This is a genomic window from Geomonas subterranea, from assembly GCF_019063845.1.
Taxonomy (GTDB): domain Bacteria; phylum Desulfobacterota; class Desulfuromonadia; order Geobacterales; family Geobacteraceae; genus Geomonas; species Geomonas subterranea.
In genome coordinates, this window is the sequence record NZ_CP077683.1 from 3,807,905 (window position 1) to 3,827,535 (window position 19,631).

General features: G+C 63.2%; 16 protein-coding genes. 3 read left to right on the top strand and 13 right to left on the bottom strand.

Annotation, left to right across the window (positions count from 1 at the left end):
• The first annotated feature begins 399 nt into the window (after positions 1 to 399).
• The 3 genes from KP001_RS16605 to KP001_RS16615 all read left to right on the top strand — a co-directional run bounded on the left by KP001_RS16605 (position 400) and on the right by KP001_RS16615 (position 3,963).
• Entirely contained in the window at positions 400 to 1,248 is an 849-nt protein-coding gene (locus tag KP001_RS16605; RefSeq protein WP_217286689.1) for a sulfide/dihydroorotate dehydrogenase-like FAD/NAD-binding protein, read from the top strand.
• A complete protein-coding gene (gene gltA, locus KP001_RS16610) occupies positions 1,245 to 2,654 on the top strand; it encodes an NADPH-dependent glutamate synthase (RefSeq protein WP_217286690.1) in 1,410 nt (469 codons plus the stop codon). The genes KP001_RS16605 and gltA overlap by 4 nt, the downstream gene beginning before the upstream one ends.
• A 271-nt stretch (positions 2,655 to 2,925) precedes the next feature.
• Positions 2,926 to 3,963, top strand: coding sequence for a cytochrome-c peroxidase (locus KP001_RS16615; protein ID WP_217286691.1), 1,038 nt, complete (start codon positions 2,926 to 2,928; stop codon positions 3,961 to 3,963).
• Positions 3,964 to 3,976: 13 nt separating this feature from the next.
• Here KP001_RS16615 and KP001_RS16620 read toward each other — a convergent pair whose 3' ends face one another.
• The 13 genes from KP001_RS16620 to KP001_RS22410 form a co-directional block, all read right to left on the bottom strand.
• Complete coding sequence (locus tag KP001_RS16620; RefSeq protein WP_217286692.1) at positions 3,977 to 4,255, bottom strand: GIY-YIG nuclease family protein; 279 nt, start codon at positions 4,253 to 4,255, stop codon at positions 3,977 to 3,979.
• A complete protein-coding gene (locus KP001_RS16625) occupies positions 4,252 to 5,787 on the bottom strand; it encodes a hybrid sensor histidine kinase/response regulator (RefSeq protein WP_239027990.1) in 1,536 nt (511 codons plus the stop codon). Before KP001_RS16625 ends, KP001_RS16620 begins: the two co-directional genes overlap by 4 nt.
• Positions 5,739 to 7,160, bottom strand: a complete 1,422-nt coding sequence (locus KP001_RS16630) for a cache domain-containing protein (RefSeq protein WP_217286694.1) — start codon at positions 7,158 to 7,160, stop codon at positions 5,739 to 5,741. Before KP001_RS16630 ends, KP001_RS16625 begins: the two co-directional genes overlap by 49 nt.
• Positions 7,157 to 8,215 carry an NrtA/SsuA/CpmA family ABC transporter substrate-binding protein gene (locus tag KP001_RS16635; protein ID WP_217286695.1) on the bottom strand — a complete coding sequence of 353 codons (1,059 nt, stop codon included), beginning with the start codon at positions 8,213 to 8,215 and terminating at the stop codon, positions 7,157 to 7,159. The genes KP001_RS16630 and KP001_RS16635 overlap by 4 nt, the downstream gene beginning before the upstream one ends.
• 295 nt (positions 8,216 to 8,510) lie before the next feature.
• Positions 8,511 to 9,740 (bottom strand): OmpP1/FadL family transporter, encoded by a 1,230-nt coding sequence (locus KP001_RS16640; protein WP_217286696.1) that lies wholly within the window; start codon positions 9,738 to 9,740, stop codon positions 8,511 to 8,513.
• 124 nt (positions 9,741 to 9,864) lie between these two features.
• Entirely contained in the window at positions 9,865 to 10,818 is a 954-nt protein-coding gene (corA, locus tag KP001_RS16645; RefSeq protein ID WP_217286697.1) for a magnesium/cobalt transporter CorA, read from the bottom strand.
• Between the two features lie 110 nt (positions 10,819 to 10,928).
• Positions 10,929 to 11,948: a uroporphyrinogen decarboxylase gene (gene hemE, locus KP001_RS16650; protein WP_217286698.1), complete on the bottom strand. Its 1,020-nt coding sequence runs from the start codon at positions 11,946 to 11,948 to the stop codon at positions 10,929 to 10,931.
• A gap of 203 nt (positions 11,949 to 12,151) precedes the next feature.
• Positions 12,152 to 13,228 (bottom strand): radical SAM/SPASM domain-containing protein, encoded by a 1,077-nt coding sequence (locus KP001_RS16655; RefSeq protein ID WP_217286699.1) that lies wholly within the window; start codon positions 13,226 to 13,228, stop codon positions 12,152 to 12,154.
• Between the two features lie 215 nt (positions 13,229 to 13,443).
• Positions 13,444 to 14,199, bottom strand: coding sequence for an ABC transporter permease (locus KP001_RS16660; RefSeq protein WP_217286700.1), 756 nt, complete (start codon positions 14,197 to 14,199; stop codon positions 13,444 to 13,446).
• A 44-nt stretch (positions 14,200 to 14,243) separates the two neighbouring features.
• Positions 14,244 to 15,170 carry an ABC transporter ATP-binding protein gene (locus tag KP001_RS16665; protein ID WP_217286701.1) on the bottom strand — a complete coding sequence of 309 codons (927 nt, stop codon included), beginning with the start codon at positions 15,168 to 15,170 and terminating at the stop codon, positions 14,244 to 14,246.
• A gap of 99 nt (positions 15,171 to 15,269) precedes the next feature.
• Positions 15,270 to 17,417 (bottom strand): hybrid sensor histidine kinase/response regulator, encoded by a 2,148-nt coding sequence (locus KP001_RS16670; RefSeq protein WP_217286702.1) that lies wholly within the window; start codon positions 17,415 to 17,417, stop codon positions 15,270 to 15,272.
• Positions 17,418 to 17,558: 141 nt separating this feature from the next.
• A complete protein-coding gene (locus KP001_RS16675; RefSeq protein WP_217286703.1) occupies positions 17,559 to 18,626 on the bottom strand; it encodes a sensor histidine kinase in 1,068 nt (355 codons plus the stop codon).
• 206 nt (positions 18,627 to 18,832) lie between these two features.
• Positions 18,833 to 19,579 carry a sensor histidine kinase gene (locus KP001_RS22410; protein ID WP_367620614.1) on the bottom strand — a complete coding sequence of 249 codons (747 nt, stop codon included), beginning with the start codon at positions 19,577 to 19,579 and terminating at the stop codon, positions 18,833 to 18,835.
• Positions 19,580 to 19,631 lie beyond the last annotated feature (52 nt).

A 19,631-nucleotide genomic window follows, 5' to 3' on the forward strand; every position in this document is an offset into this window, starting at 1 on the left:
TCCGTATTCTGTCGAATTCCCCTCTGGCACTTTCTGCTCTGGCAACTCCCCACTCAGCGAGCCCACTCGGGGAGCCCACTCGGGGGCAGCCCCTCTCAGAGAAGTTCCCCCTCTCCCTCTGGGAGAGGGTCGGGGTGAGGGCTCCCCTTTCCGGCCTTTCGTGGCACACCCCCTCACCCGCCCTCCGGCCGCACTCTCCCGGAGAGAGGGAATGGACGACGCGGGGACCACGTGGATTCCTGATGTCGCACGCTCCTCTCCATTGCCAATCCTCCATTGTCGATTGTTCATTACCTCAGCCTTTCCGTATACTTCCTTGCGCTTTTTCCCTTCCACCTGATATCGTATTCACTACGCTAAAACAGCTGCAACACAATCCCCTCGAAAAAAGGTGACCCAATGTTCGAAGTTGTAAGCAACGAGATTCTCGCGGAAAACCTCCACAAGATGGTGTTGGTCGCTCCCCGGATCGCACGCGCCAGGAAGGCCGGACAGTTCGTCATGGTCAGGCTGACACAGGGCGAAGAGCGGATCCCGCTGACCATCGGCGACGCGGACCCGGCCGCCGGGACCATCACCCTCTTCATACAGGCAATCGGCGCCTCGACCCGAAAGATCGTCTCGACGCCCGCAGGCGGCTTCATCCGTGATGTGGCAGGCCCGCTCGGCAAGGAAACCCACATCACCAACTGGGGACGGGTCGCCTGCGTCGGAGGCGGCGTCGGAACGGCAGTGCTCTTTCCGCTGGTGAAGGCATTGGCGGAAGCTGGAAACGAGATCACCACCATTATCGGCGGCCGTTCGGAGCGCTATGTCATTTTGGCGGACGAGTTGGGCGCTCTCTCGAAGAACTTGCTGATCACCACCGAAGACGGGAGCCTCGGCCATAAGGGATTCGTCACGGGACCGCTCTCAGAGATGATCGCCGACCCGGCGCGCGCCCCGCAGGCGGTATTCGCCGTGGGTCCGGTCCCGATGATGAAAGCGGTCGCCAACCTGACCCGGGAGCCGGGAATAGAGACCGTCGTGAGCCTCAACCCGATCATGATCGACGGCACCGGGATGTGCGGCGGCTGCCGCGTCCAGGTGGGCACCGAGACCAAGTTCGCCTGCGTGGACGGCCCCGAATTCGACGCGCACCAGGTGGACTTCGACGGCCTTTCCGACCGGCTCACCAGCTATCGCAAGGAAGAGGCGGCACGACACGCGGCCGAGGGCTGCAAACTGGCTAAGGAGGTGGCAAAGTGAGCAACAACCTGTCCCCCAAAGAGAGGATGGCTATAGATAGGGTTCATATGCCGGAGCTTCCGGCGGACGAGCGGAGCACCAACTTCGAGGAAGTGAACCTCGGGCTCTCCGAAGACCAGGCACTTTCCGAGGCGCAGCGCTGCCTGCAGTGCAAGACCAGGAACTGCGTGGCGGGGTGCCCCGTCGGCGTCTCCATCCCCGAGTTCATCGACGCGCTGGCCTGCGAGGACCTCCCGCGCGCCGCGCAGATCCTGCGCGGCGACAACGCCCTCCCCGCGGTCTGCGGCAGGGTCTGCCCGCAGGAGACCCAGTGCGAGGCGCTCTGCGTACGCGGCAAGAAAGGGGACGCGGTGGCCATCGGCTACCTGGAGCGCTACGTGGCGGACTGGGCCATGCTGCACCCGGACCGTCTGCTCAAGGAAGCGAAGCCGGCTCAGACCGGGAAAACCGTCGCCGTGGTCGGCTGCGGCCCCGCCGGCCTTACCGCCGCCGGTGAGTTGGCCCGCCAGGGGCACCAGGTAACCATCTTCGAGGCGCTGCACGACACCGGCGGCGTGCTCCGCTACGGCATCCCCGAGTTCCGTCTCCCCAAGGAGATCATCGACCGTGAGGTCGCGGTCCTCGCGGAGTTGGGCGTCACCATCGAGTGCAACGTGATCATCGGCAAGACCCTCACCGTCGCCGAGCTGAGCGAGGACTTCGACGCCGTCTTCATCGCCAACGGCGCCGGGCTCCCGACCATGCTCAACATCCCGGGGGAGAACCTGAAAGGGGTCTACGCCGCCAACGAATTCCTCACCCGTGTCAACCTCATGGAGGCGGGGCGCAAGGAGGACAGAGCGACGCCGATTCTGCAGCGGGACGAGGTAGCCGTCATCGGCGGCGGCAACACCGCCATGGACTGCGTCAGGACCGCCCGCAGGCTGGGGGCCAGGCGCGCCATGATCATCTACCGCCGCGGCGAGGCCGAGATGCCTGCCAGGGTCGAGGAGATCAAGCACGCCAAGGAGGAAGGGGTGGAGTTCGTCATGCTCACCGCCCCCGTCGCCATCGTCGGCACCGAAGACGGCTGGGTGTCGGCCCTGCGCTGCCAGAAGATGGAGCTCGGCCCTGCGGACGATTCAGGGAGGCGCCGTCCGCAGGCCGTTGCCGGGTCGGAGTTCGACATTCCCGCCGGCATCGTCATCAACGCGGTCGGCACCAACGCCAACCCGCTCCTCACCGCCACCGCGCCTGATCTCAAGTTGAACAAGTGGGGCAACGTCGTGGCCGACGAGGAGGGGCAGACCAGCATCCCCGGTGTCTTCGCCGGCGGCGACATCGTCAGGGGGGGCGCGACCGTGATCCTCGCCATGGGGGACGGCAAGCGCGCCGCTGCCGCCATCAATGAGTACCTGAAGCGCTGAGACCGGCGCAACAGACCTGAACCAGCAAAGGGGGCCGCAAGGCCCCCTTTTTCATTCCCGTGCACCCGTCCACCGTAGGGGCGAATAATCATTCGCCCCCCTTGGTGGCGCCTCCGCCTCCCCCGCCATCTGCATCGGCCATGCACCCGCGGCTGGGCAAATGATTATTTGCCCCTACAGCCCCACACCACCGGACGCACGCAAAAAGGTTGACACCCATCACTCGCCTAGTAACTTTAAATAGTTGTCATTCCAGCATACAGGAGGTCACATGAAGAAAATTCCTTTGTTGCTGCTCCTACCGCTCTGCCTCTGCCAAACCTCTCACGCCGCCGATGACCTGATGTCCCGCGCCAACAAGCTCTTCAAGCCGATCCCTACCAAGGCCCCTCACCTCAAGGCGAACCCAGCGACCGCCGCCAAGGTAGATCTGGGCATGAAACTCTTCTTCGACCCGCGGCTTTCCACCTCACAGCTGATCAGCTGCAACACCTGTCATAACGTGGGGTTGGCCGGGGCGGATCTCCAGGAGACCTCGACGGGACATGGCTGGCAGAAGGGACCGCGCAACTCCCCCACCGTCTTCAACGCGGTGTTCGACGTTGCTCAGTTCTGGGACGGACGGGCGAAGGACCTGCAGACCCAGGCAAAGGGACCTGTGCAGGCGGCGGCTGAGATGAACAGCAACCCGGACCTGGTGGTTCGCACCTTGAAGAGCATCCCGGGCTACCTCCCCCTCTTCAAGGCGGCCTTCCCCGGCGAGAAGGAGCCGGTCAGCTTCGACAACATGGCCAAGGCGATCGAGGTGTTCGAGGCGACCCTGCTCACGCCGGACTCCCGTTTCGACCGGTTCCTGAAGGGTGAAGCCGGCGCCTTGGACGCGAAGGAGAAGCGGGGCCTGCGCGTCTTCATGGACAAGGGGTGCGCCCCCTGCCACGCCGGCACCAACGTGGGAGGGAGCGACTACTATCCCTTCGGCGTGCGGGAGACGCCGGCCACCGAGATCCGCCCTGCCGGAGATACCGGCCGCTTCATGGTCACCAACACGGAAAGCGACCGCTACGTCTTCAAGGCGCCCTCCTTGCGCAACGTGGCCGTGACCCAACCCTACTTCCATTCCGGCAAGGTCTGGACGCTTCACGACGCGGTGACGGTGATGGGATCGGCCCAGCTCGGGGTAAAGTTAAAGGACAGCGAAGTTGCGGACACGGTTGCTTTTCTGAGGACACTGACGGGGAGGCAGCCGAAGCTTTCCTATCCTCTGCTACCGCCGGGCTCTGACGAGACGCCCCACCCTCAGCTCAAGTAGGGCGGACCGTGTATCAGGGGGAAGCGGTGATCGACGCGGCGGCGTTGCCCGGGAGTTGGATCAGTGCCTGTTTCTGGCTCCAGGACAGCGCCTTGATTGCCGCTTCGCGCTTGGCCGCCCCGCTCCTGTCGAAGCCGCTTTCCAGATAGATCAAAGCCTTTGGCTGCCGGCCGCGGAAGTATTTTGCCCCGCGGCCGGTGGCATGCTGCCGCAGGCGCCTTTTCACGTCGGTGGTTATCCCGGTGTAGAGGGTCTCGTCCGAGCAGAGGATGATGTAGACGTGCCAGTTCAAAGCGGCTCCTTGTCTCCGAGCACCTGCTTCAGCGACTCCAGGTCGTAAGGCTTCTGGATGAACAGCGCGCCGCGCTGCCCGGAGAGCCGCCTTGCCTCTTCGATGGCGCTATAGCCGCTGGAAAGGATTATGCGCACATCGGGACGGATCCCGCGCAGCCGCTCTGCCGCGGTCATGCCGTCCATCTGCGGCATGGACAAATCCATGATGACGTAGCCTATCTCCGCCGCATGCTTGCCGAACAGTTCCACCGCCTCCGCACCGTCGGAGGCGAGCATGGTGCTGTAACCAAGCCCCCGGACCATGGCGCGGCAGACAAGACGCACCATCTCATCGTCGTCGACGATCAGCACCGTCCCCGGTTTGCCGTCTCCCTTCACCTCCGGTGCGGAGGCATCACCTGGCGCGGCTACCAAGGCAGTTTTTTCCACCGCCGCACCGTCCCTCCCCTCCGCTTCCTTGGCCAGTGCACGCTCCAGTACCGTCCCACGCGGAGTCGCCGTTTCCCGTCGTGCCGGCGGTGTGGCAACCTCCGCCGTCGACGGCGGCCCCACCACCGGGAACAGCACCTGGACCGTGGTTCCGGCGCCTGCACCGGTCTCGACGAAGATGGCGCCTCCATGCCCCCTGACGATCCCCTGCACCGCCGAAAGCCCGAGTCCCCTCCCGGTGAACTTGGTGGAGAAGAAGGGATCGAACATGCGCTCGCAGGTGGCGCGGTCCATACCGCAGCCGTTATCGGCAACCCTGAGGAACAGGAAGCTCCCCGGCGGCGGCTTTCGTTCCAGCCGGCTCCGGCCCAGTTGCGTCGCCTGGAATTCCGCCAGCCCCGTCGCCACGGAAATGGTCCCCCCCTCCCCTGCCGCCTCTATGGCGTTGGTGACGAGGTTGACGATCACCTGCAACATCTGCCCGGGGTCCGCCTCGAACAGGGGGAGTCCGGGCTGCAGTTGGACCGTCACCACCGCCCCCTTCCGCAGCGACGCCTTCATGAGCTCCACGTTCTCGCCCACCAGCAGGTTCAGATCCACCAGCTTGACGCTGTACCCCCCCTTGCCCGAATAGGCCAGCATTTGCCGGGTCAGATCCCCGGCACGCTTCACGGCCTGGTGCGCGTTATCCAGGTACTTGGTGACGGAACTTCCCGGCTCGACCGCCTGGCGCACCAGTTCGAGATTGCCGCCTATCGCCATCAGGAGGTTGTTGAAATCGTGGGCGATGCCGCCGGCCAGCACACCGAGACTCTCCAGCTTCTGGGTGTGCAGGAGTTGCCGCTCCAGTTCGCCGCGCTCCTGCTCTGCCTGCCGCTTGTGGGTGATGTCCTCGCCGGAGCACAAAACGCCCTGGATGCCCCCCTCCTCGTCCCGCATCAGGATGTTGTGCCAGGAGATGAGTCGCTCCCCCTTGTCACGGGTCTGGATCTGGTTCTCGTAGAATTCCAGGAGTTGTTGCTCGCCGCGCATCAGCGAGTCGAACACCTCCCTTACTTCCTTCTTCCTGTCAGCAGGGAGGAAGTTGTCGAACCAGTCCAGGTTGAGAAGCTCTTCTTCCGTCCCCCCAAAAGCCTTCCCCCGGCCCTGTTGATCATCCTGATTCGGCCGTCGCTCCCCAGGAGAATCAGCATGGTGCCGGCCAGGTCCAGGTAGCGCCGCGCGTTCTCCTTCTCATGGCGCAACTCCCTGGTCCTTTCGGCCACCTTCCTTTCCAGTTGCTGGTGCGAATCCTCGATGCGCCCCGCCATGCTGTTGAAGGTCGCGGCGAGGTCGGCTATCTCCTGGGGCACGCCGGTCTTCGCTGCCGCCCTGGCGGAGAGGTCGCCGTCCTCGAGGGCCAGCACCGTGTTTCGCAGCTCCCTGATCGGCCCGGCCACCCGTCCTCCGCCCCAGCCGACGAGAACCAGGGCGATCGCGATCAGGCCCAGCCCGAACAGGGCGGCCCTGGTCTTGGTGGAAACCAGGGGCGCAAATGCCTTTTCCTGATCCATCGCCACGGCTATCCCCCATCCCTGGGCCACCCCCAGGGGGACATACCGGTACGCGGAGATGATCCGCCGTCCGTCATCCAGGGTCTCGAGCCGGGCGGATTCGGTCATGGTCATGGCCTGCCGCGAGAGTCGAGCCAGCAGAGGATCTTTCTCCGCCGACGCCGGCTCGCGCTCCGGCAGCGACGCCAGGAGCTCACCCCGCGCCCCGACCAGGATCATCTGGTTCCCCTCGGCATCGGCGATCCCCGGCAACAGCGCCAGCGCCTCCAGGCTCTGCTGCGGCCTGGTTACGCTCACCAGGACCGCCGCCACCTCTCCCGTCTCCCCCCCTTCCCTGTCCCGGACCGCCAGCTGCCGCGAGATCAGGATCACCGGCTCGCGGTCGTGCAAGGCCGTCCCGATCTGCTCGCTGGCCCCCACGGTGAAGGCCGCATCCAGGAATTCACGGTAACGATAGCTGCTCCCGACCTGTCCGGGGTCGCTTGCGGCGATCACCTTCCCGGTAGGGGCAACGAGTGCGACACTGTCATAGGCATCGGGAGCGGTCCGCGTGAGGGTGGCCAGATGTTGGCAGAGGAGCCGGACAAGGTCTTCGGGAGGGGCGGGGGGTGCTGGCTGATGGAGCAGGGCCGCTGCCGATCCGGCAAAATCCTCGGAATTGGCGACCAGCGCCAGCTCGGTGCGGCGCGAGCCGAGCCAGGTCAGTATCGATTGCTTCTTCAGATCCGCCGCATTTTCCAGGGCCCGGACGATCTCGGCTTCCTTGAGGCCGTGGATCCCTTCGATCCCCAGCCACGGGGCCCCGTAAACCAGGACGAGGAGCAGCGCCCCGCCGCCCAGAAGCGACAGGACGCCGAAATACGTGATGATGCGCTCGCGTATGCCACGCAGTCTGCCGTGCCCCGTTCCTCGCGCGGTCACGGCAGGTACTCGAACTCACCCAGCCGATAGCGCCGGGGGTATTTGACCACCTGCTGGAGCCCGTCGTAGCCAAACGCGCGCTCCACCCTCGGGAACGCCGCGTCCGCCGGAATCTTTCCCATCCGCTTCAGGAAATCGAATTCCCCCTTCAACGGCTGGGAGGCCGGGAGCCTCACGATGACCGGCGCCGCCGGCACATCGAGGATCTCGCGCCGGGTTATCTCGATCAGTTGGCTCGGCGGCAGTTTCCTGCGGCGCGGGCTAAGCTGCTCGCCGTCCTTTTCTGCCCAGGCCGCCGCCTGCAGGAGGTTCGCATTGCTTTTCCTCATCCAGTTCAACGCGCGCGCCAAGGCGGCCGACAGCGCCAGCGCGGCCTGCGGGTCCTTGCGCGCCAGGTCACCGGAAATGACGAAGAAGTCGCTGCTTGCGCCCCGGAACAGCACCCGCGCCTCGGTACTCTTCACAAGCGCCAGGGTCGGCGCAGGCTCCCACGCGGCGAAGGCGTCCACATCTCCCGATTCCATCGAGGCGGGCATGGCATCGACCTCCATGGGAATCAACCTGATGTCCTTCTCGCCGAGCCCCACGCTTGCCAGGGCCTGCAGCAGCGTGTGATGCGCCGAGGACCCCTCCGGGCATCCCACCCGCTTGTTTTTCAGCTGGGCGAGCAGCGTAATGTTGCGACCTACCACCGAGGTGAAGGTCTTCTTCGTCAGCCCCACCACGCAGACATCGGTGCGGGTCGCCATCCTGATGGCAGGCATGTCCCCGACGATGGCTGCACTGAGCGAACTCCCCATAAGGTCGACCATGTCGCTCCCCTTGCGGAAGGGGATGAACTTGAGAACGTACCCAGAGGATGCCAGCTCCCGCCTCAGCATGGCGTCATGCCCAAGCACCGTACCGATCATCGCCGCCGGATATCCCAGTGGCTGCACGCCGACCGCAATGACCGCGGGGCGCCCGGAAGGGGAGGGGGCCGCGTTAGCCTGCCCCAACGGCGTGAGGACCAGGAAAAACAGTATGAGGATATGCCAGCTTACCGTGAACAGCATGAGCGTGCTCTCTTAAAACATCCGGTCGAGATAGAAACTTCGGCTGGGATCAGGCAACCCCGCGGGTCGAGCCCGTGAAGGGACAGCCGAAAAGACGGGAAATCTGGTTCATGTATCGGCTGATAGAGAAGTCACTTGAGGTTTTAGTTGGGGGCTATGGCGCACATGGAAGGTTCGCGGCGAGGTCGTGGCAAAAAGATAACGCCCCCCCGTCAGGAAAAGTGGGGAGAGGGGCGCTTGATCCCTGAACGGTTCGATGAACCACGGACGGAGGGGGCGGCTTTCGGCTCCGTTGTTACATGAAGTGCCAGATGAGGCCCAAGTCGTAGGAGGTTTCCCTGACATTGGACCCGAAGGAGAAGGTTCCGCTGGCATCGGTCTCGCTGGTCGTGTTGTCGAGGGCCCACATCCCGCCGAGATGGGCCTCGAACCTGCTGGAGAACTGGTATCCGATTCCACAGGTGAAGTGGTGTTCGGCGATAGCGGGGAAGCCGATCATGCGCAGGTACTCGTACAAAAGCGTCGGCACCGTGCTCCCCTGCAGGCTCGTCGTTCCCGCAGCATCGAACCCCTTGTGCAGGCGTACCGGGCTCTTGCCGTAGTTGTAGCCAAGGCGCAGGGTGAGGCCATCCGGATCCTTGTACTGCATCCCCAGGGCGTAGACCCACTGGTTCTTCCAGTCGAATTCCTTGTACCCCTCGGCGTCTTTCCAGTTCAGCCACTTGGCGTCCGTCTCGATGAGAAGCTGTTCCGTGGGGCGCCAGGCGATGCCGGCGGATGCGGTCCGCGGCGATTCCATGCTCAACTGCCGCTTCTGGAGGCCGCTGCCGAAGTCCGTGACGTTCTGGTGCGAAATTTTTTCCGGGGTGGTGTAGCTTGCCCCGAAGGAACAGGAGCCGGCACGGTAGAGGGCGCCGAACTGCTCCCCGAAACCGTAGTTGTGCGCGGTCCCCTGGCCGAGGTCCAGCGAGCCATAGAGCAGGTGCATCGAGGTGCCGATGGAGAAGTCGGGTGTCACCAGGAAGGCGATGTTGGGGGCGAACTTCAGGATCTGCAGCTGGGTGTAGATGTCACCTTCGCTGCCGGCGTTCAAGGGGTTCAGGTCGATCCCCTTGTTGCGGTAATCAACACCCATCCCGGTGATGCCGAACATGCCGAGACCGAAGCGCAGGCGGTCGCTGATCGGCGTGATCATGCCGACTGCCGGGATGATGAACGGCTTCATGTCGCTTTTGGCGGTGGTGGTGTTGGGGCCGACCCTGACGGTGGCCTTGACCGAGGGATCGTAGATGGTCGAGGCGAAAACGAACTCGCTTCCGGGGCAGTAGGGGCCCATGCAGACCGCGGCGGGGTTGGCGAAGATGGCGCTGATGGCGTCCTGGGGCGCCGCCACACCGGCCCCGCCCATGGCGCGCGACGCGGGGGCCACGCCGATCAAGGTGTCTCCGTTGGTTGCCCATGCTTTTGGTAAGGAAAAGGAAAGTACCAGTGCTGCCGCCGCTGCCAGGACCGCTCTCTTCGCCATAAGACCGCCTCTTTTCGATGTGACCGACGCGGCGACTTATATCATTTTTATGACAACATGTAAATCATCCATTTATCTCTATACGCTTACTAATCATAACATTTCGGGAACTTGCCCTGCCTCGCTACAACCATCCCTTGCGCTTGAAGTACCAGTAGGGAGCGAACCCCGAGATGAGCATCAGCAGCAGGGCCCAGGGGTAGCCAAGCCCCATCTTCAGTTCCGGCATGATCTCGAAGTTCATCCCGTAGATGCTCGCCACCAGGGTAGGGGGGAGGAACACGACCGCCGCGATAGAGAAGATCTTGATGATCTGGTTCTGCTCGATGTTGATGAAGCCCTGGGTGGAGTCCATCAGGAAGTTGATCTTGTCGAACAGGAAGGTTGTGTGCGACATCAGGGTCTCGACGTCCCGGGCGATCTCCCTGAGCGTCTCGGTCTGGTCGGTGCGGTCCCGCAGGTGGCGCAGGAGGAAGGAGATGTCCCTCTGGGTATCCATGAGGCAGAGGCGGATCTTCCCGTTGCTGTCCTCGAGGCGGGCGAGCTTGCTGATGGCGTCCTCGAGCTCGGACGCGTCGTCCTCGAGCACCATGTGGCTCACCCCCTCCAGCTGGCGGTGAATGTCCTCCAGGGTGTCCGCGTGGTTCTCCACCTTCTGGTCCAAAAGGAGGACCAGAAGCTCCGCGGCGGAGCGGCACTCGACGTGCCCCCTGCGGGCGCGCATGCGCAGCAGGCGGAAGTCGGCGAGGTCCCCCTCGCGAATGGTGATCAGGTGCTTCGCCTGCAGGATGCAGGCGACGGTGAGCGTCATGTGACGCCCCTCGCTCTGGGAGAGGAACAGCGGGTGTACGTGTATCCCGGCCGCGTCCACGAAGCAGCGGGCCGAGATCTCGATCTCGTCCACCTCGTCCGACTCGGGGATGTCGGTGTGCAGCAACAACTCAAGGAGATCCCTCTCCTCGTCGTCCGGCTCGTGCGCGTCGATCCAGTCCGCCTTGAGGATCTGGGTCGGGAGCTCTTCCCTCTGGTACTCCATCTCCTTGATGAGCCCGTTGTCTATCTTGAAAAGCCTAAGCATGATGCGCTCCTGGCAGCTCCGGCGCCTGGCGCGGCGACACGCCGCCGGATCCATTTACGGGGTCAACAAGAAGGGCGGCCTTATCGGCCGCCCTTGTCTGTGGTCCTGAATTATTTCTGCGTCAGCCGGTGCACGCAGTCGACCATGAAGATGGCGTTTTCCGGCGGGACGGTGGGGAGGATGCCGTGCCCCAGGTTGAAGATGAGGCCCGGTCTGCCGGCGTTCTCGTCCAGCACGCGCTTCACTTCGCGCTCGATGATCTCCTTGGGAGCGAAGAGGACGGTCGGGTCGAGGTTGCCCTGCACCGCCATGTCGCCCAGGACGTCGCGGGCCTTGCCCAGGTTGACGTGCCAGTCGAGCCCCATGACGTCGCCGCCCGCCTGCTTGACGATCTCCAGCATGGTGCCGGCGCCCTTGACGAAGTGGATGACCGGGACGTTGGTGCGGTTCAGGCCGTTGATGAGGCGCTGGGTGTAGGGGAGGACGTAGCGCTCGTAATCGGAGGGGGAGAGCATGCCGCCCCAGGTGTCGAAGATCTGGATGGCCTGGGCACCCGCCGCGATCTGGGCGTTCAGGTATTCCATGTCCATGGTGGTGATCTTGTCCATGAGGGCCGCGTAGACTTCCGGCTCGGCGTACATCATCTTCTTGAGCGCGGCGAAGTCCTTGGACCCCTTGCCTTCCACCATGTAGCAGGCGAGGGTGAAGGGCGCGCCGCCGAAGCCGATCAGGGGCACCTTGGCAGCGAGTTCTTTGCGGAGCAGTTTGACGGCGTCCAGCACGTAGGGGACGTCGGTCTCCATTTTCGGGATCTTGAGCGCCTCGACGTCGGCCATGGTGCGGATCGGCTTGGAGAACACCGGGCCCGGGGTGAAGTCGAGCTCCATGCCCATCGGCTCGATCGGGGTGAGGATGTCGGAGAAGAGGATGGCTGCGTCGACGCCCAGGATGTCCACCGGCTGAATGGTCACCTCAGCGGCAAGTTCCGGGGTCTTGCACAGTTCCAGGAAGGTGCATTTGGAGCGGACGCGCATGTAGTCGGGGAGATAACGGCCAGCCTGGCGCATAAGCCATACCGGCACTCGGTCTACCGGCTGACCCCAACAAGCGTCTAAAAAGCGAGTGTTCATAGTAATCCTCCTGGGTGAAATTTTACGGCATCAAGAATCAGAGCTGCCCCTCTCCCCCTGGGAGAGGGTGGCCGAAGGCCGGGTGAGGGAGGTGCCCAGCGCTACACCGCCTCTTCGTTGCAACGCCCTCACCCTGTCCCTCTCCCGGGGGGAGAGGGGACGCCACAGGGTAGGGGCCATAGTTTTTCAACGCACAACGGCAGTTAGTCTTTCTGCTTTCTCTGCACCTTGATGGGCACGTAGTTGCAGAACGGTTCTTCTTCCATGTAGTCCCCGTACACCGCATCGGCGCGGGCGCGGCAGCCGCCGCAGACGTTCAGGTACTCGCACTCGCCGCACTTCCCTTTGTACGCCTTGAAATCGCGGAGATCTTTGAAGATCTCGGAGTTCTCCCAGAGTTCCTTGAAGGGAGTTTGCTTGACGTTGCCGGCGGTGCGGTGGAAATAGGAGCAGGGTTTGAGATTTCCGTAGCAGTCGATGAGGCAGATGGTCTGCGCGGCGATGCAGCCTTTGCCGCCGCCGGTGGAGAAGGTGAGCGAACGGCGTTCGAACTTCTCGCCTTCGGCCTTCGCCTTCTGCGGCACGATGCGGTAGTAGTGCGGCGCGCAGGTGGGACGCATGAGGATGTCGTCCTCCATCTTCTCCTGGCGGTAGTGCCAGTCGAGGATCTCCTCGTAGTCCTCCTTGGAGATGAGTTCGCTCATGATCTCCTCGCCGCGGCCGGTCGGAACGATCATGAACATGTACCAGGCGGTGGCGCCGATGGACTTGGCCACCTTGAAGGTGTTGGCGATGTCGGTCTGGTTCCTCTTGGTGAAGGAGGAGTTGACCAGGAACTTCTGGCCGTGCTTCTTGAACAGCTCGGCGGCGCGCATGACCCCTTCGAAGGACCCCGGGCACTGGCGGAAATTGTCGTGAACCTCGGCGGTGGAGCCGTCCAGGGAGAGCGAAACCATCTTGATGTCCGCTTTCTTCATCTTTTCGCAGACCTCGTCGGTGACCAGCGACCCGTTGGTCGCCATGCACATCCTGAGGCCGAGCGAGGTGCCGTACTCGGCCAGTTCGAAGATGTCCGGCCTCATCAGCGGCTCGCCGCCGGAGAGTACCACGACCGGCTTCGAGAAATCGGCTATTTCCTTGAGAAGTTTCTTGCCTTCCTCGGTGGTGAAGTCACCTTCGGACGAGGTCAGCTCGGAGGAGCAGCGGCAGTGCACACATTTGAGGTTGCAGCGCTGGGTGGTCTCCCAGGCGATCCATTTGGGGATGAACTCTTCGGCCATGGTATCTCCAATAGTTACCCTGGAAAGCGTGGCAGTGCGGCGGGGGGCTAATCGACTCGGGCAGGAAAAGAATTCGCGCCAAAAACGGTCGGCTCTGCGACAAGGTACGCTCGGTCTGCCTGCTGCACGGCACAGCGCCGGAAGCGGCATCCAGGAGGTAAAAAGTTTACTGCAAACTTTACTATGAAAGGTGCGGCGAACTCAAGAAGAATCGCTTATTCCGCCATTTTGCGGTCGAAGGTGTATACGGCGATGATGAAGCAGATCGCCGCCGTCAGCACCAGGTTCACCAGGTACTGTGACGGGATGACACCTGTGAGTAGTGCATAGCGTGCGCCTTCGAAAACCGCGGTCGTTGGAAGGAGCTGTATCAGTGGAAGGATGGATGAGGGGTAGGAAGAAAGCGGGAAGAAGATTCCCGCCATGAAGATGAGCGGCACGATGACCACCGACTGCACCCGTCCGATGTTTTCAGGCTTGTCTATGACAGTGCCGCAGATGGTGCCGAGGCAGGAGAACGTCATCGATGAGAGTGCGATGCTGAGCAGATACACCGGCAGGTTGGCGTAGTCGATGCGAAACGGCGTGAGCGCGAGGATCACCAGGAAGACCACGGTTCCCTTGACCGCCCCCTGGGAGAAGCCGGAGAAGATCTTGCCGATGACGATGTCGTACACGGTGACCGGAGTGACGCGGTACTCCTCGATGGTGCGCTGCACCTTGCGGTGGAACCACATGCTCCAGGAACTCTCGTCGAAGGCGGCGTTGACCGCCGTCATCGAGATGAGGCCGGGGGCTATGAAAAGAGGGTAGGGGACGCCGTTCACGGAGGTGATGTACCCCTTGAGGCCGAAGCCGAAGGCAAGGTAGAGGGTGAGCGGGTAGGCGATCACGGAGACGAGTTCCGAGATGATGCTGCGCCTCAAGACCAGCATGTCCCTGCCCCAGATGGAAAAAGCGCCTTTGAACATGAGGCTCCTTTGGTGGACGGTCCGACGGTCGGACTGGTCCGACGCTACTCCCTGACCTTCTCCCCGGTCAGCGAGATGAAGACGTCCTCCAGTGTGGGCTCCTTCAAACAGATGCGGCGGATGTCGGAGCCGGAGAGGTGGTCCATGAGCGGCTTTATCGACTCCTCGCCGGCCAGGGTGATCTGGAACAGGCTCCCGTCGCGCTCCACTCCCTTCACGAAGGAAAGCCCGGCCAGCACCTCCTGGTAACGGTCGGCATCGCGCCTGAATTCGACCTGGTAGGTGTGCGCACGGGAGAAGGCGTCCTTCAACTCCCCCGCGGTGCCGTCAGCGAGACATTTGCCGTGATCCATGATCATGATCCGGTCGCACAGGGCATCGGCCTCGTCCATGTAGTGGGTGGTCAAAAAGACGGTCATGCTCCGGCGCAGGCCGCGGATGTGGTCCCAAAGGGAACGCCTCGACTGCGGATCGAGGCCGGTGGTGGGCTCGTCAAGGAAAAGGACCCGCGGCTCGTGCACCAGGGCGCGCGCCACCACGAGACGACGCTGCATCCCTCCGGAGAAGGTGTCGGGAAAGTCGTACTGGCGCGCGGTGAGCCCCGTCATCTCCAAAAGCTCGTCGATGCGCCGGTTGTAGACCGCAGGCCGCATGCCGTGCAGCCTGGCGTGCAGGACCAGGTTCTCGCGCGCGGTCAGGTAGCGGTCCAGGTTGTTCTCCTGGGGGACCACGCCGATCAGCCGGCGCACCTCCTTGCCCGCCGTCACCACGCTGTGTCCCTCCACGAAGGCGTCCCCGAGGGTAGGGCGCATCAGGGTGGTGAGGATCTTGATCAGCGTGGTCTTGCCGGCCCCGTTCGGCCCCAAAAGCCCGAAGACGGTGCCGCCCTGCACCTCCAGCGAGAAGGCATCCACGGCCGTGAAGCCGTCGTAACTCTTGGTGATGTCATGCAAGGTGATGGCGTGAGTCATGACTTCCCCTAACAGCGATCAACAGGGATAAAAGGGATGAAATGGATAAAAACCGGTAAAAGCCTTAGGGTTTATCCGGCGTTATCCCTTTTATCCCTGTTAATTTTGCAGTGGAAAAAGCAGCGAGAAGGTGCTGCCGCCGCCGGCCGCCTCTTCCACCCAGACCACACCCTCGTGGGCGTCCATAATGCCGCGCACGATGGAGAGACCAAGCCCCGACCCCTTGGACATGAAGGCGGTCTCGCCGGAGAAGTGGTGGGCGATGTCTCCCACGCCGTAGAACTTGTCGAAAATCCTGACCCGCTCGTCGGCGGGAATCCCTATGCCGTTGTCGCTCACCTGCAACAGGTAATAGCTCTCGGCCGTGGCAACGTTGTTGGGGAAGGGCGTGTAGAACTGGCGCAGGGTCGGGGCCAGCTCCTTCAACCGCGCATGCTTCATCACCCGGCCGGTAAGCCGCACCTCGCCACCGTCGGGCGTGAACTTGATGGCGTTTTCCATGAGGTTGCGGATCGCCAGCGTCACGAAAGCCTCATCGACCGGGACGTCGGTCTCCTCGCCGTCGATGCGCACCGTGATGTGCCGCTCTGAAAGCGGCAGCACGAAGAGGTTTTGCACCTCGCGGCAGACCTGAATCAGGTTCGCCGGTTTCTTCTGCGCCAGCGGCCCCTGGGTCTCGATCCTGGAGATGGAAAGAAGATCCTCGACCAGTTTCCTCAACTGCACCGTCCCCTCGTAGACCGATGCCAGGATGTTGTGCTGCTCCGGCGTCATCGGGATCCCGGAATACTTCAGCAGGAACTCCGCCCCCCCCATGATGGAGGTGATCGGGGTTTTGAGCTCGTGCGACGCGATGCCGATGAAGTTGTTCTTGGCGGTGTTGAGCCGCCCCAACTCGATGTTGGCGCGCTTTACCTTCTGCAAGTTGTCCTTGAGCTCCATCTTGCTCTTGTAGAGCTCCTCCGCCTTCTCCTTCATCTTGTCGTAGAGGCTGTAGTTGTCGATGAGGACGGCGAGCTGGCCGGCAATGGAGCAGAGCAGGAAGACGTCGCGGTCGCTGTAGCTGCGCCCGGAGAGGGTTCCCACCGTCATCACGCCCATCACTTCCTGCCCTATCTTGAGGGGGACCGTGCACCAGGAGTGCAGCCCCATCGCCGCGGCGGCCTTCTTGGCTTTATCCGGGAAGCGCGCGTCCGGCTCCTCTCCCAGAAACGGCCGCCCGCTCTGCGCCAGCCGGCTCCACTCCGCATCCCCGGGGAGCGCCTTCATCGCCTTTTCGAATGCGGGCGATACCCCCAGCGAAGCGCGCATCTTGAGCTTCTCCCCTTCGAAAAGGTGAATGCAGGAGAAGTCCATCTGCAGCATGTTGTGCAGCTGGAACAGGAGGTCTCCCATCACCTTCTCCACCCCCTTGGTGTACTGAAGGCGGAATGCCACCGCGTAAAGGGTGAGGAGTTCCCGGTCGCTGGTACGCTTCTCCTCCTCCACCTCGCGCCGCTTGGTGATGTCCTTGATGATATGCACGAAGCCGCGGTCGTTCCCCTCGGCCCGCATGGGGTAGCTGGCCACGTTGTACCAGCCGCTCAGGTTGGGGAAACGGACGTCCTCGTCGGCTTCCCCCTGGCTGTGCAGGAAGCGGAATACCTGCCCTTCGGGCTGCTCCGCACCGAAGAAGATCTCGTCGATGCGTTTACCGAGCACCGCATCGTATCCCCCCGGGAAGTAGGAGGTCACCCGGCCGTTGCAGCGGGAGATGACGCCTTCGGCGTCGGTGATGATGATCAGGTCGGAAACCGCGTCGAATACCGATTCCCATTCCGCTTTGCCGCGGCGCACCTTCTCCTGGGTCTGCCGGTGGGTCCTGCGCTCCTCCGCCTCGCGCAGCTCGCGCTCCACCACCGGCACCAGGCGGGCAAGGTTTCCCTTCATCAGGTAGTCGCTGGCCCCGGATTTCATCGCGGCGACGGCGAGGTCCTCGCCGATCTTGCCGGAGACGATGATGAAGGGGAGGTCCTGGCCGCTTTCGTGCAGCACCTGCAGGGCGCCCGGGGCATCGAAGGAGGGCATGCTGTAATCGGAGATCACGACGTCCAACTTGCTCGCTTCCAGCGCGCGCCGCATCCCCTCTGCAGTTTCCACCCTCTGGTGCTCGAGCTTGTAGCCGCCGCGCACCAGCTCCCGGACCAGAAGCAGGCTGTCTTCCTGGGAATCCTCAACCAGCAGAACTTTGAGCTCTTTCGACGACATGGCTAAACCCGATTGATGATTGACGATATTTTGCTTCAGGTGATCTCTGCACGAGGAACGAAGGGCGCTCCCGGTTCCGGCAGCGGCACTGCTGACTGCGGCCTCTCGGCTGCCAACTGTGATTCCCACATGGTCAATTGCCTAACGGCTCAGCGTGAAATAGAAGGTCGCGCCCTTGCCCGGCACGCTTTCGGCCCAGATCCTGCCGCCATGACGGGTCACGATGCGCTGGGCGATGGCGAGGCCGACCCCGCTTCCCTCGAACTCGTCGGCACGATGCAGCCTGTGGAACACCGTGAAGAGCTTCTCGGCGTAGGTCATGTCGAAACCGGCCCCGTTGTCGCTGACGAAGTAGACCCGCTCCCCCCCCTCGTCCCTGACCCCGAACCGGATGCGGGCGCCCGGGGTCTTGGAGCTGAACTTCCAGGCGTTGCCGATCAGTATCTCGAGGAGCTGACGCGCCTGTTTGGCATCGGCCTGCGCGCTGACCCCCTCGGCTATCTCGAACTCCACCGCTCGTTGCGGCTCCTGGTGTTTCAATTCCAGCGCGATCACCTGGGCCTTGACGCTGAGATCGACCTCCCGCGGCTCCAGTTCGCACCGTCCCGCTCGCACGAGCTGCAGCACGGCGTCGATGAGCTGCGCCATCTTTCCGGTGGCCTGGCAGATACGGGTCAGGTACTCCTGCCCCTGGCTCCCGAGTTGTTCCCCGTAATCGTCCAGAAGGGCGCGGCTGAAGCCGTCGATATGCCTTAAAGGAGCCCTCAGGTCATGGGAAACGGAATAGCTGAACGCCTCCAACTCCCGGTGCGCCGCCTCCAGCTGGGCCAACTGCTCGGCCACCTGGCGGCGCAACTCGGCCTGGTCGTCGCCCTCCCGGGTCGGCTGCAGTTGCCGCACCAGCACCAGGTGCGCGGGCTCGTTCTGGAAGGTGACCGGATGCCAGGTGAGCTGCACCTCCAGCTCGGTGCCGTCCACGCGGCGCTGCAGGGAGGGGAGGCCCCGGTCCTCATCGCCGGCGGGAGGGGCCACCTGGCCCAGGCGGGAGAGGTCCAGTTCCATGAACTGGTTGCGGCGATACCCGTAGAGCCTCAGGGCGGCTTCGTTGACGGCGAGAAATTGCCCGGTTTCGCGGTGGCAGACCCACATCGCCTCAGGGTTTTCCTCGAACAACTCGCGGTATCCCGCGTCGCTTTCTCGCAGCGCCACTTCGCCCTCCCCAGGTCCAGATCATGTCAAGGTCGTCAAGGTCATCATGTCAAGGTAGCTGCCGGCATTCCCATGAGAGGGTCCCCTTCTCCGGCGCTGCTCTACTTTACTATATTTGTTCAAAGAGAAAAGAAGAATAATTAGAGGATGTTTCAAAACCCTCGATTGAGTATGAATCCCCCCCAACTAATGAAGCGGTGGCAGCGTCACTCCTCCGGCTCTTCCGGCTGTGCGGGAAGCAGGATGGTGAACACGCTCCCCGCCCCCGGCTCGCTTTCGGCCCAGATGTAGCCGCCGTGCGCATCCACTGCCTTCCTGCAGAAGGCAAGCCCCAGCCCGGTGCCGCGGGTCTTCCCCTGGCGGCGGTTCCTGGCCTGGACGAAGCGGTCGAAGATGGATCCCAGGGCTTCCTCCGGAATGCCGACCCCGCTGTCGCGCACCCTGATCCTGACGAATTCCCCTTCCGCAGGGAGCTGCTGTGGCGCGTAATTCTGCTCCGGGACCTTTCCCGTCACCGTGCCGGGGTCCTGCACCAGGTCGGCCGAAACCTCGATCTCGCCCCCTTCCGGGGTGAACTTCACCGCGTTGGAGAGGAGGTTCCCCAGGATGCGGTTGAAGGAGGAACGGTCCGCGGATACCGGGGGGAGCCCGGAGGGGAGGGTGGTGAAGAGCCGGATGTCGCCGCGCTGCGCCAGGGTCTGGAACTTGGTGACGCTGCGGTTGACCAGGGAGGCCGCATCCTCGTCCCGGAAGCTGAGCTTCATCTTGCCCGCCTCGAACTTGTGGATGCCGAGCAGGGTGTCGATCATCTCCACCATCTCCTCGCAGCTCTCGATGGCGGCGTTGAGGTACTCGCGCTGATCCTCCGTGACCGGGCCGAGCTTGGCCTCACGCACGAGGTCAATGGAGCCGACCACCGCTGTGATCGGGGACTTCAGGTCGTGCGACAGCATGCTGACGAAGTCCTCCTTCTCCTGCTCCAGTTCCTTGAGCTTGGAGATGTCC